This is a genomic window from Alkalimonas sp. NCh-2, from assembly GCF_039631345.1.
Classification (GTDB): Bacteria; Pseudomonadota; Gammaproteobacteria; order Enterobacterales; family Alteromonadaceae; genus Alkalimonas; species Alkalimonas mucilaginosa.
In genome coordinates, this window is record NZ_JBDIUV010000007.1 from 263,544 (window position 1) to 277,265 (window position 13,722).

At 47.7% G+C, this 13,722-nt stretch carries 10 protein-coding genes and 3 tRNA genes; 11 read left to right on the forward strand and 2 right to left on the reverse strand.

Annotated elements, in window-relative coordinates; translation table 11 throughout:
* Nucleotides 1-138: 138 nt before the first annotated feature.
* The 5 genes from ABC502_RS16995 (at nucleotide 139) to gpt (ending at nucleotide 2,930) form a co-directional block, all read left to right on the forward strand.
* Nucleotides 139-214: transfer RNA gene (locus ABC502_RS16995), tRNA-Phe, on the forward strand.
* 57 nt (nucleotides 215-271) lie between these two features.
* Nucleotides 272-347, forward strand: a tRNA-Phe gene (locus tag ABC502_RS17000).
* A 168-nt stretch (nucleotides 348-515) separates the two neighbouring features.
* Complete coding sequence (locus ABC502_RS17005) at nucleotides 516-1,727, forward strand: phosphopentomutase (RefSeq protein ID WP_345916757.1); 1,212 nt, start codon at nucleotides 516-518, stop codon at nucleotides 1,725-1,727.
* A 16-nt stretch (nucleotides 1,728-1,743) separates the two neighbouring features.
* Nucleotides 1,744-2,448: a purine-nucleoside phosphorylase gene (gene deoD / locus ABC502_RS17010; protein ID WP_345916739.1), complete on the forward strand. Its 705-nt coding sequence runs from the start codon at nucleotides 1,744-1,746 to the stop codon at nucleotides 2,446-2,448.
* Nucleotides 2,449-2,453: 5 nt separating this feature from the next.
* Nucleotides 2,454-2,930, forward strand: a complete 477-nt coding sequence (gene gpt / locus ABC502_RS17015; protein ID WP_345916740.1) for a xanthine phosphoribosyltransferase — start codon at nucleotides 2,454-2,456, stop codon at nucleotides 2,928-2,930.
* 2 nt (nucleotides 2,931-2,932) lie between these two features.
* Here gpt and ABC502_RS17020 read toward each other — a convergent pair whose 3' ends face one another.
* Nucleotides 2,933-4,051: an endonuclease/exonuclease/phosphatase family protein gene (locus ABC502_RS17020; protein WP_345916741.1), complete on the reverse strand. Its 1,119-nt coding sequence runs from the start codon at nucleotides 4,049-4,051 to the stop codon at nucleotides 2,933-2,935.
* A 371-nt stretch (nucleotides 4,052-4,422) separates the two neighbouring features.
* Between ABC502_RS17020 and ABC502_RS17025 the strand changes: the two genes are divergently transcribed.
* From ABC502_RS17025 to ABC502_RS17045, 5 genes are all read left to right on the forward strand, one after another.
* Nucleotides 4,423-7,545, forward strand: coding sequence for a TonB-dependent receptor (locus ABC502_RS17025; protein ID WP_345916742.1), 3,123 nt, complete (start codon nucleotides 4,423-4,425; stop codon nucleotides 7,543-7,545).
* A gap of 106 nt (nucleotides 7,546-7,651) precedes the next feature.
* Nucleotides 7,652-8,284, forward strand: coding sequence for a uridine kinase (gene udk, locus ABC502_RS17030; protein ID WP_330088667.1), 633 nt, complete (start codon nucleotides 7,652-7,654; stop codon nucleotides 8,282-8,284).
* A 17-nt stretch (nucleotides 8,285-8,301) separates the two neighbouring features.
* Nucleotides 8,302-9,510, forward strand: a complete 1,209-nt coding sequence (locus tag ABC502_RS17035; RefSeq protein ID WP_330088668.1) for a NupC/NupG family nucleoside CNT transporter — start codon at nucleotides 8,302-8,304, stop codon at nucleotides 9,508-9,510.
* Nucleotides 9,511-9,526: 16 nt separating this feature from the next.
* A complete protein-coding gene (locus tag ABC502_RS17040) occupies nucleotides 9,527-10,477 on the forward strand; it encodes a 2-oxoglutarate and iron-dependent oxygenase domain-containing protein (protein ID WP_345916743.1) in 951 nt (316 codons plus the stop codon).
* Between the two features lie 124 nt (nucleotides 10,478-10,601).
* Nucleotides 10,602-10,688: transfer RNA gene (locus tag ABC502_RS17045), tRNA-Leu, on the forward strand.
* Nucleotides 10,689-10,799: 111 nt separating this feature from the next.
* Here the strand turns inward: ABC502_RS17045 and ABC502_RS17050 are convergent.
* A complete protein-coding gene (locus ABC502_RS17050) occupies nucleotides 10,800-12,266 on the reverse strand; it encodes a RimK family protein (RefSeq protein WP_345916744.1) in 1,467 nt (488 codons plus the stop codon).
* Nucleotides 12,267-12,423: 157 nt separating this feature from the next.
* Here ABC502_RS17050 and ABC502_RS17055 point away from each other — a divergent pair, with 157 nt between their 5' ends.
* A complete protein-coding gene (locus tag ABC502_RS17055; RefSeq protein ID WP_345916745.1) occupies nucleotides 12,424-13,551 on the forward strand; it encodes a GNAT family N-acetyltransferase/peptidase C39 family protein in 1,128 nt (375 codons plus the stop codon).
* The last annotated feature ends 171 nt before the right edge of the window (nucleotides 13,552-13,722 follow it).

Sequence of the window (13,722 nt, forward strand, 5' to 3'; positions counted from 1 at the left end):
AGCATAGACAACTTGTGGACAGAGAATTGGAATTACAGCGCTAAAGTCGTGGCTTTGCTCAGAGAATAGGCGAACACTCTGTGGCAGTAAAAAAATGATTGACTTGGTTCGTCAAAATCCGTTTAATACCTCCCCGTTGCCCAGATAGCTCAGTCGGTAGAGCAGAGGATTGAAAATCCTCGTGTCGGTGGTTCGATTCCGCCTCTGGGCACCATTCTTACCCTTTGAATGGTGTCGACAATGTTCGTTCAGGCTTAACAGCCAGCAGTATGCCCAGATAGCTCAGTCGGTAGAGCAGAGGATTGAAAATCCTCGTGTCGGTGGTTCGATTCCGCCTCTGGGCACCATTTTAAAGCCATCCCTTCGAATTATTTCTGCATTCCAGCTTGTATAAACCAGATGCGTATTCTGATTGCATAACGCCCCTGTTAACACCATTTTTGGTAGAAACTTGATATACTGTGCAAAGAATCCCATCAATGCTGACATGAATCTATCAGCAAATAGAGGCAATGATGACAAAAGCTGTGATCCTGGTATTGGATAGTTTTGGCATAGGCAGTGCGCCTGATGCTGAGCGTTTTGGCGATCTTGGCGCCAATACGATGGCCAGTGTGGCCAGCGCTTTTGCTAAAGCGAAAGGTCGCCAGTTGGCATTGCCTAACCTGGCAAAGCTTGGATTGGTGCGTGCTGCCAAAGCCGCATCTGAGCAGGCGATTCTGGTCGAAGATGCCAGCCAGGTACGTGGAGCCTACGGCTATGCGGCTGAGCTTAGCAGTGGTAAAGACACACCCAGTGGCCATTGGGAGATTGCTGGTGTGCCTGTGCTGTTTGATTGGGGCTACTTTCATCAAAAGACCGATAGCTTCCCCGCAGAGTTACTCGATAAACTATGTGCCGAGACCGGTGTCCCAGGCATTTTAGGCAACTGCCATGCCTCAGGTACAGATATTCTGCAAAAGCTTGGTGATGAGCACATCAAAACCGGCAAACCTATCTGCTACACCTCAGCTGATAGTGTGTTTCAGGTAGCGGCTCATGAAGAACATTTTGGCTTGCAGAAGCTGCTGGATTTTTGTCAGGTGGCGCGCCGTTTGCTGGATGAATACAATATCGGCCGTGTTATCGCCAGACCCTTTCTTGGCGATAGCCCCGATAACTATGCCCGTACCGGTAACCGGCGCGATTATTCGGTTTTGCCTCCGGCGCCAACAGTGCTGGATAAACTGACACAAGCTGGTGGCGAGGTCATTAGCATTGGCAAAATTGCTGATATCTATGCGCATCAGGGCATCAGCAAAGGGGTTAAAGCTACCGGGCTTGCTGCGCTGGTAGATACTACCTTGCAGCAGATGGCGCTGGTTGGAGCCAACAGTCTGGTTTTCACCAACCTGGTTGATTTTGATCAGAATTATGGCCATCGACGCGACCCTATTGGTTATGGTGAGGCGCTGGAGTATTTTGACAGCCGTTTACCGGAATTAATCGATGCTTTGGATGACGATACATGGCTGTTGCTGACAGCCGATCATGGTTGTGATCCTACCTGGCCAGGCACTGAACATACCCGTGAGTTTATTCCTGTGTTGTGTTATCGCCGGGGTATCGCTGAGGTCGACTTAGGCATGCGTCATAGCTTTGCCGATATAGGCCAGACCTTGACCGACTTATTTTCGTTGGAAGCCATGTCTTATGGCGATTCTTTCTTTGCACAATTGACTAAATAATTAAGAGAACATCCGTATGACAACACCCCATATTGCTGCTAATCCTGGTGATATTGCCGCTACTGTGCTGATGCCAGGTGATCCATTACGTGCTAAGCATATTGCCGATACTTTTTTGCAGGATGTACGCTGCGTCAATGAAGTACGAAACATGTATGCATTTACCGGCAGTTATCATGGCAAGCCAGTGACTGTTATGGGCTCAGGCATGGGCGTGCCTTCGATGTCAATTTATGCGACTGAGTTGGTCAAGTTTTACGATGTAAAACGTATCGTACGTATTGGCTCTTGCGGTGCTTTGCCGCATGCGGTTAAAGTTCGTGATGTGGTGATTGCTATGGGGGCCAGTACTGACTCGGCGGTGAATCGTAACCGCTTGCAAGGCATGGACTTTGCTGCTTTAGCCAGTTTTAAGCTGATTGAAAAAGCGGTAGCAGCTGCGCGGCAGAAAAATATTCCAGTGCAAGTTGGCAATGTCTTTACCTCGGATCTGTTCTACAACCCTAATCCAAGCTTGTTTGATACCTTAGAAAAATACGGTGTTTTGGCAGTAGAAATGGAAGCTGCTGGCTTGTATGGTGTGGCGGCTGAGTATGGTATTGAAGCCCTGAGTATTCTGACGGTAAGCGATCACATCCGAACTGGTGAGTCATTAAGTGCCGAGCTACGGCAAACCTCCTTTAATGATATGGTTGAAATTGCTTTGGGCATGGTGGATTAACGGCCATGTCGATGACCAATCATAAGATGTTTTACGTCTCCTGGGAGGCGTTTCACCGGGCCAGCCGTGAACTGGCGGCTAAATTATTGACAGGTCGCTTTGAGCGCATTTTGGCGGTTAGTCGCGGTGGTTTGGTACCTGCCACCATTCTTGCGCGCGAGTTAAATATTCGCTTGCTGGATACCATTTGTATTGTGAGTTATCAGCACGATCAGCAGGGCGAGCTTTCGGTAGTCAAAGGTTGTGACTGGCCGGATGATGCGAAGCTGTTGATTGTGGATGATCTGGTGGATACCGGTGAGACCGCCAAAGTACTTAAGCAGCAGTTCCCGCAAGCGACTCTGGCAACGGTTTATGCCAAACCCCAGGGCAAACCCTTGGTGGATGTTTATGTCACCGACATTGAACAAGACACCTGGATCCAGTTACCCTGGGATACCGAGCTTAGTTACACCGCACCACTGGTGGAGCAGCATAGCTAGTTTTATTTTAGTCGCATATCTACCCAGACCAGCCGGTGATCCGAGCTGGTCTCTCGTTTTTTCACCAATGAGTAGTCGGCTTCATCGGCTGCAGGCCAAAACACCCCGCTCGATAATACTTGAATGCCTGCTTTACTTGGCAACACATAATCTGCCCGCATGCGCCAGACAGCCGTATGCTGGGCAGCAAAAGGATTGTCTGGACTGTGCTCTGCCGCACCGCGGCTACCTGGTTGTGGATCTTGTATGCGAGGGTGTTGCAATAAGCTTTGGATCCCGGCAGCGATGGCATCTCCTTCTACGGTGGATGCATTCAAATCCCCCAGCACCACAAAGGGAGCCTGACTGTCAAAGCCACCAGCCAGCCCAGAATCATCGTAAATGTAATGTCCTTGTTCGCCACTGATGTAATCGACCCAAAAGCGGATTTCATCGTGATTGCGTTTGCCATTGCGGTTTTCCGGGCCATCAAACACTGGCGGTGTTGGGTGGCTGGCAAATACATGCAGTCGTTTACCATCTATAGTTAGTGGCACATCCCAATGCGATTTAGACGATAACGGAAATTGTTGCCAGGCAGCGTCTTCATACCAGGGGCTGCCATCTGCTTGAACCGTTGTAAGATGCCCTGGCATATCCTGCCATTTAAACTGACGAAATGTCCGTACTTCATCCTTCAGGATAGGGTAACGCGACAGCAACAACATACCGTATTGGCCCGGATAAAAACCGAAACCCCAGGCATCTGCACCTACTCCAGTAGATTGACCATCGCGATTTAGATCAAAGGGGCTGGGCTGGCCAGTATTCACTTCGGCATAAAAGTAGTAAGGGTAATCGATAGGCGCTGCACCTAGTTGCGATACGGCCAGGTAGTTCTGCAAAAAGGCTTCGACTCCCTGCGCAGGTGACTCAATGTAGTCGAATTCGGTCAGAAAAATCACATCCGGCCGGGTTAATTGGATAATACGGGCGATGGCCTGGATCTGGGGCTCTTTACCGTTGGCTAATCGTTCAATTAAAACCTGCTGGTTGCCTCGTTGGCCTTTTGGCAGGTAATTCTCGGCCTCCATGCTGACATTGAAGGTAGCGATACGGATTTCTGTAGCATGAATGGACATAAACAAGCCTGTAAAAAAGGTGACAGATAGAATGATGACAGGTATATGCAACATGATTTTGCCAGTTAAATAAAGTTGGTAGTGGGATCATACCTTAAGCTGTAATCAGCCAGCAAAACTGAAAACGAATCCATAGCTGAAGAAATTTTCTGCAAAATTACTGCATTAGCAAGTACGCAACTCAGACCAGTCATGTTACAATTGTATGACCAAACGAGTTAGATGCGCCGTTCGGGAAAAAGTTCCGTTGTTGTTCGGTCCGGCGTAAAAAAAACGTCACAATCATTCGTTAGGATGTCTTCCCAAATTGAAGACAGCAATTGTTTTCTAATGGATTGGGTATAAATTCGGAAACTACCAGGTGAAACGATATGAAAATTAAACATTTAGCTTTGGCTGTAGCTCTCGGGCTTGGGGTCAGTCAATTAGCCTATGCGGATACAACTTCATCAGTTCGGGGTAATGTAGTCACTGAAGCCGGACAAGTAGCAGCAAATGCCAGAGTAGAAATTCTACATGTTCCGACCGGCACGCGTACTACCACCACTACGAATGATGCAGGTGCTTTCTCAAGCACTGGTCTGCGGGTTGGTGGCCCTTATGTGATTACCATTCGTGGTGATCAAGGTTCGGTAACTTACGACGAAGTGTATCTGACACTTGGTGATGGTTTACGTCTTAATGCACAGCTTGCGTCATCTGTAGAGCGGATAGCAGTAACTGGCTCTTCAATCATGGTTGTAAATAACACTGGCTCAAGCAGTTTCTTTGGTGCCAGAGATATCGAAAATGCGCCAACGTTTAATCGTGATCTGAAAGACATCATTCGTAACAACCCATTGGTAAATATCAATGCCGCTGATGGCACTATCTCTGTTGCTGGAACGAACCCACGTTTTAACAGCATTTCTGTGGATGGCATCGGCATCAATGACGATTTTGGCTTAAACTTTACCGGCTATCCAACGACTCGTTCTCCTATTTCACTGGATGCGATTGAACAGGTCATTGTCGACACATCACCTTTCCATGCCAAAGACTCTGGCTTCCAGGGTGCAAAAATTAATGCGGTGACAAAATCAGGTACCAATGAGTTGTCAGGCTCTTTCTTTTTTGAAAGGCAAAACGACTCCTGGGCCGGAGAATACAAGCACAACAATTCCAGAGACTCGTTAGACTTCGATGAAAAGACCTGGGGTGCTACTCTGGGTGGTGCTTTAGTACAAGATAAATTGTTCTTCTTTGCCTCTTATGAGCGCTACAGTTCGCCACAGGCTTCTGGCTGGGGTCCAAGCGGTGTTTCTGGTGTGGCAAACGCAACCAATGTCACTGCTGAAGAGTTGCAAACTGTTGCTCAGATAGCCAATGATATTTATGGTGTTCAGGTAGGTGATTGGGCAGTAAGCCCGACCACAAAAGATGAAAAAATCTTGCTAAAGCTGGATTGGAACATCAACGATGATCACCGGGCTGCATTGACTTACCAACGCAGCGATGGCAACAAAATCCAAAATACCACCGATGATCCAAGAACTTTGAAGTTATCCAGTCATTGGTATGATCGTTCTGAGACGATGGACAGCTATGCTTTCAAATTGTTCTCTGATTGGACACATGATTTTTCAACCGAAATTTATGCCACCTACCAGGATCGTAGCACTGGCCAAAACTCGTTAAGTACTTTGCCGCAAGTTTTTGTCGATATCGAAGGTGACTCCAATCGTCGTATCGCTTTTGGTTCGGACCATAGCCGCCACGCTAATGAGTTAAGTAATAAAACGCTGATTTTGGGTATCGATGGTACTTATTTGCTGGATGATCACAAACTGAGCTTTGGCTATCAGTTTAAAGAGACTGAGGCGAACAATCTTTTTGTGCAGTACGCCCGGGGTAGCTACCGTTTTACCAGCATTGAAGACTTTGAGAATCGTTTAGCGACGGAGCTGCGCTATCAAAATGCACCATCATTGGATCCGCGCGATGCCGCTGTTTCTTTCAAACGTGGCGAGCATGCATTTTATATTCAGGATGAATATGCAATTACTCCGGATGTGCTGCTAAGCTTCGGTTTACGCTATGAGCGCTTAACCACCAGTGATGTTCCAGCATTCAATGAGTCTTTCCTGACTCAAACCGGCTTTGACAACCGGGAAAACCTGAACGGTCTGGATATCTGGTTACCACGCTTTGGTTTTAAGTGGGATGCTGCTACTGATTTGGTAGTGCGCGGTGGTATTGGCCGCTTCTCTGGCGGCCAACCAAGTGTATGGGCCGGAAATGCTTATGGTAATAACGGCATCAATAAAGTCGACTCAGGTAATGTTGGCGCAACATTTGGCCCAACTGAACTTCGTGACTCGCTGGTTGGTGTTGATATTACTACTGTGCCTGTATCTTTCGAAGATTATGTACGCTCAGGTGCGGATTCACCGATTAATCTGAATGATCCAAACTTTAAAATCCCTTCAGACTGGCGCTTCCAGTTGGCGACAGATTATCGTTTTTCTTTGGGAGATTACTTACAAAACGTACTCTGGACCACGGAGTACAGCTACGTGAAGCCTGAAAACTCAGTGTTCTGGAAAAACGTCACTATCGGGGATGTGTTTTACGAAACTACTGATGGCAGGAAATTGTATCAGGATGCAGGTTTACCGGCACTGATGATGACCAATGCGGATTCTGAAGGGCGCTCGCATATCATCACTACGTCGTTGTTTAAGCGTTGGGAGTCTGGTTTAAGTGTGAATACTTCTTACACTTATCAGGATATTACCAGTGCTACGGTGGGCTCGGCTTCAACCGCTCATGGTAACTTTGGAAATAACATTGCGATTAACCGTAATGAAGCCCTGGTTGGCACCTCTCCGTACGAGACCCGTCATCGGTTTGTGCTAAACATCTCGTACGAAACTGAGATTTTCTCTGGTTACACCACTACCTTTAACTCGTTCTTTGAGCGGAAGTCAGGGAAGGCGCTAACTTATTTGGCAAACATAAGTGGTTCCGCTAATCGTGAAGCCTTCGGTTATTCTGATGGTGGTGGCGGTGTGCTGGCTTACATTCCATCACCGGATGATGCACAGTATGTGTTTGAAAGTGAAGCCAGAAAGCAAGAGTTTTATGATATTGTCGCGAGTATGGGCTTAAATGGTTATATTGGCGGCTACGTGCCGAAAGGCGGTTTCAACTCTCCGTGGGTAACTACCTGGGATGTTGGTGTCCGCCAGCAGGTGCCTGGTTTCCATAAAGACCACAAAGGGGAGTTGTATTTTACCATTTCTAACTTCCTCAATCTGTTGGATAGCTCGAAAGGTCATGTCCGTGATACGGAGTTTGGAACTATCAGCTTGTATCAGGTGCGCGATGTGAATCAGGACACCGGCGAGATTACTATCCGAGGATTTCAACCTCGTGAAGGAAGTAACTGGGAACGCTTTAATGAAAACGAGTCGACCTGGCGCTTGAAGCTAGGTGTACGCTACCGCTTCTAATTAAGCTTTATCCAGACAAAACCGGCCTTCGGGCCGGTTTTTTATTTCTATATCGGGCATTTTTAGCGATAATTGCTTTTTGTGTGTATTGGAAAGTGACTACGACGTGGGTAAGAACACCATCATTGCCATAGCCGGCGCTTCTGCTTCCGGGAAAAGTTTATTTGCATCAACTGTTTATCAGGAACTGGTAGAGGAGCTTGGCGGGGAGCGCATTGCTATTCTGGCTGAAGATGCTTATTACCGCGACCAAAGCCATTTGTCGTTTGAGCAGCGTACCCTAACCAACTACGATCATCCGTCGGCGTTCGAGCACAAACTCTTGGGGCAGCATTTGCAGGAGCTACGGGAAGGTAAAGCCATTGCTATGCCTCAGTACTGCTACAAAACCCATACCCGTTTACCAGATACTATTCAGGTGCAACCAGCCAAAGTGATTTTGGTAGAGGGGATTTTGTTGCTTAGCGATCCATTGCTGCGTGATGAATTTGATATTAGCGTCTTTATGGATACACCACTGGATATTTGCCTGTTGCGGCGTATTCGCCGTGATTTGGAAGACAGAGGAAGAAGTTTGCAATCGGTGGTCGAACAATACGAAGATACCGTGCGGCCAGCATTCTTTGATTTTATTGCACCCTCAAAACAGTTTGCCGATTTGGTGGTGACTCGAGGCGGTAAAAACCAGATTGCTATCGACATTATAAAAACAAAAATTCGTCAGTTGCTGGCGGAGTAATTAAAAGGATCAGGGGAATGATGGGATTAGTAGGTATCGCGGTGCTATTGCTGGTAGCCTGGCTGGCATCGAATAATAAAAAGCGAATTAATTGGCGTACTGTAGGGGGTGCTTTTGCTATTCAGTTAGCGATTGGTGCTTTTGTCTTGTACATCCCTGTTGGGCAGGATGTGTTGTATAGCATTTCACTGGTGGTTTCCAATGTGATTGGCTACGCCAGAGATGGTATCGAGTTTTTATTTGGTGATCTGGGCCGCCGCTCGCAAGGCTTTATTTTTGCCATTCATGTGTTGACCATTATTGTTTTCTTTTCATCCCTGATCGCCGTGCTCTATCACATCGGCATTATGGCCTGGGTTATTCGCCTGATTGGTGGCGGCTTGCAAAAGCTGCTCGGAACAAGTCGGCCAGAATCCATGTCTGCGGCAGCCAATATCTTTGTTGGGCAGACCGAAGCACCATTGATTGTTCGGCCCTTTGTGCCAACGATGACCCGCTCTGAACTCTTTGCCGTGATGGTAGGTGGACTTGCTTCGGTGGCTGGCTCGGTGCTTGCTGGTTATGCCGAATTGGGGGTGGAATTAAAATACCTGATTGCGGCCAGTTTTATGGCAGCCCCTGGCGGTTTTTTAATGGCGAAAATGATTTTGCCGGAAACAGAGCAGCCGAAAAACGAACTGACCGAAATTGCGCAGGAAAAACCTCATACCAACGTGATCGATGCCGCAGCCGCGGGTGCTTCCAGCGGTATGCAACTGGCGCTTAATGTGGGGGCCATGTTGTTGGCATTTATCGGGATTATTGCACTGATAAACGGCATGGTCGGTGGCATCGGTGCTTGGTTCGGCAAAGATGATCTGACCTTGCAACTGATTTTTGGCTATGTCTTTCAGCCGCTGGCCTTTATTCTGGGCGTATCCTGGGAAGAAGCGCGGGTGGCAGGCAGTTTTATTGGCCAGAAACTGGTGATCAATGAATTTGTTGCTTACCTTGATTATGTAAAGGTGAAAGAAGAGCTAAGTGCACATACCCAAGTGATTGTCACTATCGCGCTGTGTGGCTTTGCCAATTTCTCCTCTATTGCGATCCTATTAGGTGGTTTGGGCGGTATGGCGCCCAGTCGCCGGGCTGATATTGCGGCACTGGGTTTAAAAGCCTTGCTGGCAGCAACATTGGCTAACTTAATGAGCGCTGCTATTGCAGGGTTCTTTTTTTCTTTAGGCTAAAAAACAGGTCTTTTATATGACACAGCAAGTTCCAACGTTAGATATAAGACGGTTTGCCACCGACAAAGATAACTTTGTTGCCGAAATTGGCAAGGCCTACACTGAATTTGGATTTTGTGGCATTAGCGGCCACGGAATTTCAGACGACGTGGTAGCAGATACATACACCGCCATTAAGCAGTTTTTTGCGCTGCCCAATGAAGTAAAAGCGAAGTACCATATGCCAGGGCAGGGCGGTGCCCGTGGTTATACCGGCTTTGGCGTGGAAAAAGCCAAAGATAGCAAGCATCCGGATCTGAAAGAATTCTGGCATGTTGGCCGCGAGTTGGACGGTCCTGCACCACACCCAAGCTTGTACCCCAATGTGTGGCCTACCGAAGTGCCGGGTTTTAAAGAAGCTTCTTATCGGCTTTACAGCGAGCTGGAAAAGCTAGGCAATCGGGTACTGGAAGCGCTGGCGCTCTACTTAGGGCAGCCACAGCACTATTTTGCCGATAAGGTTAATTTCGGTAATTCGATCCTGCGGCCTATTCATTATCCACCAATTCAGGATACCAGCACTCAGTCGATCCGAGCAGGTCAGCACGAAGACATTAATTTGATCACCTTGCTGGTTGGCTCGAACGAGGCTGGTTTGGAAATACTGCGTCGTGATGGCAGCTGGCTGCCGGTCACAACTATTGAAGGCACCATCGTCGTGAATATCGGTGATATGCTGCAGCGCCTGACCAACCATGTGCTGCCATCCACCACCCATCGGGTAGTCAATCCGGCAGGCATGGCTGCGGGCGAGCCTCGATACTCCATTCCTTTCTTTATGCATCCAAATCCGGATTTTGTCATTGAGACGCTGCCAAGCTGTATCAGTGCCGAGCGCCCCAATCGTTATCCGGAGCCAATTAATTCCAACGACTACTTAATGCAGCGTTTGGAAGAGATTGGCTTACTAAAAAAGAACGGAAAATAGCCGCTTTGCACAGCAAATAAGCGAGTGACACAAAAGCCGTTAAATTGTGCCATATTGCAGTTGACAGCTTTTTGGAACTCGCTATACTGTGCGCCATGTTGAGCAGCGATGCGCAACATACCATGCAGATGTGGTGGAATTGGTAGACACGCTAGCTTCAGGTGCTAGTGCTCGAAAGGGCGTGAGAGTTCGAGTCTCTCCATCTGCACCAAATTAACCGGCTTAAAGCCGGTTTTTTTGTGCCTGCTATCCCTGCAGGCATCCCTCCGGGACCAGCCATTGGCTGTCCAAAAGCACTCCCGATGCTTTTGTGTTTTTAGATTTACCGTTTTAGTTCTATGCGGCGGATAAAGTCTTCCACCAGCAAGTCATAGAGCTTGTTGCCCAGATACAAATCTTCCACTCCATCATCGATGTTTGGGTTGTCATTGACCTCGATCACGTACACCTTATCCCCATCTTGTTTGATGTCAACGCCATAGAGGCTATCACCAATCGGAGCGCAGGCTCGAATAGCAGCATCAAGCACATGAGCCGGCACCTCGCTCACAGCGCAGGTGCTAAAAGCACCGCTTTGTGTTTTGCCGCTACCGTGCTTGTAAATCTGCCAGTGATTGCGCGCCATAAAGTATTTGCAGGCAAAAAGCGCCTGACCATTTAACACGCCAATACGCCAGTCAAACTCTGTGAAGGTATAGCGTTGGGCCAGGATGATGGCGCTTTGCTCAAACAGCTCGGTCATTTTTTGCCGCAGTTCGGTCATGGTTTTTACTTTCACCACCCCTCGGGAAAAACTGCCATCGGGGATTTTTAATACCATGGGTAAGCCTAGTAAATCTGCTGCCCGCTCCAGATTATCGGTATCGTATTTAAACAGCATTAAACCATCTGGTACCGGCACCTGATGCTGTTCAAACAGCGTTTGCAGGTAGATTTTATTGCTGCAGCGCAAAATCGAGTTCGGATCATCAATCACTGCCAGCCCTTCGCGTTCGGCTTTTAATGCCATTTTGAAAGTATGGTGATTGACAGCGGTGGTTTCACGAATAAAAAGGCCATCAAACTCCGCCAGCCTTTGATGATCGCGAGCACCGATGATCTCGGTATCCATGGCCGCCTTTTTGGCCGCTTTGCAAAACAATTCTATGGAGCGGGGGGTACAGGGGGGGAACTGCTCCTTGGGATCCATTAACACGGCCAGGTCGTATTTAAATTGCCGCCTGCTCGGTTCCAATCGCCATATTTTATGGCTAAAACGCTCCAGCGCTTCTGCAAACTGCGTTTGTTGTGACTCCGTCAGTTTGTGCAAACTGCCAATACGAATGGTTTTTACCTGCCATTGTTGCTTTTTGATCAAATCAACGTGCAGGATAGGAACGGAGAATGCTTCAAACAGATAATCGGCCACTTTCTTTAACGAGCGCTCAATGGTTTCGCCAAAATAAAGCTGGAAAGTTAGTTGCGTTTCCGGGTTATCAGCCAGAGCTTTATTGAGCTGTTTCGTTAATGTCACTGGGATATCATCAATCACATCGGCAATTTCGTCCCGGTTAAACTTATTAAATACCTTAATGGACGGGATGGCATGGTGATTACGCGCTTCGGCCAGTAACGAGCAGTAATACCCTGAACCCAGGTACTGGGATTGTCGACAAAGGTTAATGAGCCGTACGCGCTGGCGGGACTTACCCTGCCACTTCAGATAATCAGCCAGGGTCATAACGCCATCGTATTGAAAGAAAGGCCCCCAATCTTGCAGCTTATCTACTACGATTAATAACTTAGACATATCCTGTTCCGGAAAAATGCATTTCTTGTATTGTAGACACTAGTGTTGATTGCTGCCTAATGAAATCCTTTACTCGTGAGCAGCAAAATAATTGTCTTGCAAGATAGCTGGAAACAACGTGCAATGCCTGGCGATGAAGGAAGGTATTAAGGTGCCTATGCAGAATAAAGATCTTTGTATTCGTGATGCCCTGTTGTTGGATTTAGCTGATTTGGTGCAGTTGGAGCAATCCTGCTTTGATGCTGATCGTTTGAGTCGCCGTAGCTTCAGGCACTTTATTTTGGATAAGCGCAGTGATTTACAGGTGCTGGAAAAAAATGGCCAGTTGGTCGGTTATTTTCTGGTGTTGTATCGTCGGGGGATTAGTCTGGCCCGGTTGTACTCGCTTGCGGTATTACCCACCGAACGAAAGCAAGGTTTTGCACAGCTGCTGTTAAATCAGGCAGAGTTATCTGCCCGGCAGCGGCGCTGTGTTTTTTTGCGTCTGGAAGTCAGGCCGGATAATAGCGGCGCCATTGCCTTGTATCGGCGTCAGGGCTATCAGGAATTTGCTATCCGCCATGATTTTTATGAAGATCACTCGGATGCACTGTGCATGCAGAAGCGTGTGTTCAGCTATCAGCAACAGGATACCAATAAAGGCATCCAATTTATTCCGCAAACTACGCCTTTTACCTGTGGGCCTGCTAGTTTACTGATGGCAATGAATTACTTTGAACCAGGCCGCTACGATCCCTTTATCGAGGAGTTGGAGATTTGGCGTGAAGCCACGACCATATTTATGACATCCGGTCATGGTGGTTGCAGTCCCAGAGGTTTAGCTTTGGCTGGTGCGAGACGAGCCTTTGACGTTGAAGTGATGCTTAATCAATCCGGGCCTTTGTTTGTTGACTCGGTGCGAAGCCAACAAAAGAAACAGTTGCTGCAGCGTGTGCATCAGATTGAACAACAAAAATGTACCCAGGCTAATATCCCGGTTCAGATTGCCGATTTCACGCTAACCGATGTACTGGATAGATTGCAGCAAGGCTATGTGGTGTTATTGCTTATTAGTACCTGGCAGTTCGATCGCAGCAAGGCACCGCATTGGGTGGTGCTTTGTGATGCTGATGATGATTTTGTTTATCTGAACGATCCTGATGTCGATACTGAAGCTGGACAAAATGCTGCGGATTATCAGTACATCCCTGTAAACCGTGACATCATGACCAAAGCTTTTCTCTATGGCAAGCAGCGCTTAAAAGCAGCTGTTGCGCTGAAAAAGCACAAAGAGCCTGATTTTTAGGCAAACACACCAAAAGAATCAAATAAGGCTTGCAGCTTTATCTTAGCTCCCTATAATGCCCACCCATGCCAGCGGGGCAGCGAATAAGCGCTCTGCAGCGGGATAAAAAAGTGCGGTAAATGCTGAAATTCAGCCTTGACAGCAGGATTTAAATCCCTAAAATGGCGCCCT

Excerpts from the sequence above, each read along its gene's own strand:
- ABC502_RS17005 (WP_345916757.1), top strand. The coding sequence starts at position 516 with ATGACAAAAGCTGTGATCCTGGTATTGGATAGTTTTGGCATAGGCAGT.
- deoD (WP_345916739.1), top strand. The coding sequence starts at position 1,744 with ATGACAACACCCCATATTGCTGCTAATCCTGGTGATATTGCCGCTACT.
- gpt (WP_345916740.1), top strand. The coding sequence starts at position 2,454 with ATGTCGATGACCAATCATAAGATGTTTTACGTCTCCTGGGAGGCGTTT.
- ABC502_RS17020 (WP_345916741.1), bottom strand. The coding sequence starts at position 4,051 with ATGTCCATTCATGCTACAGAAATCCGTATCGCTACCTTCAATGTCAGC.
- ABC502_RS17025 (WP_345916742.1), top strand. The coding sequence starts at position 4,423 with ATGAAAATTAAACATTTAGCTTTGGCTGTAGCTCTCGGGCTTGGGGTC.
- ABC502_RS17035 (WP_330088668.1), top strand. The coding sequence starts at position 8,302 with ATGATGGGATTAGTAGGTATCGCGGTGCTATTGCTGGTAGCCTGGCTG.
- ABC502_RS17040 (WP_345916743.1), top strand. The coding sequence starts at position 9,527 with ATGACACAGCAAGTTCCAACGTTAGATATAAGACGGTTTGCCACCGAC.
- ABC502_RS17050 (WP_345916744.1), bottom strand. The coding sequence starts at position 12,266 with ATGTCTAAGTTATTAATCGTAGTAGATAAGCTGCAAGATTGGGGGCCT.
- ABC502_RS17055 (WP_345916745.1), top strand. The coding sequence starts at position 12,424 with ATGCAGAATAAAGATCTTTGTATTCGTGATGCCCTGTTGTTGGATTTA.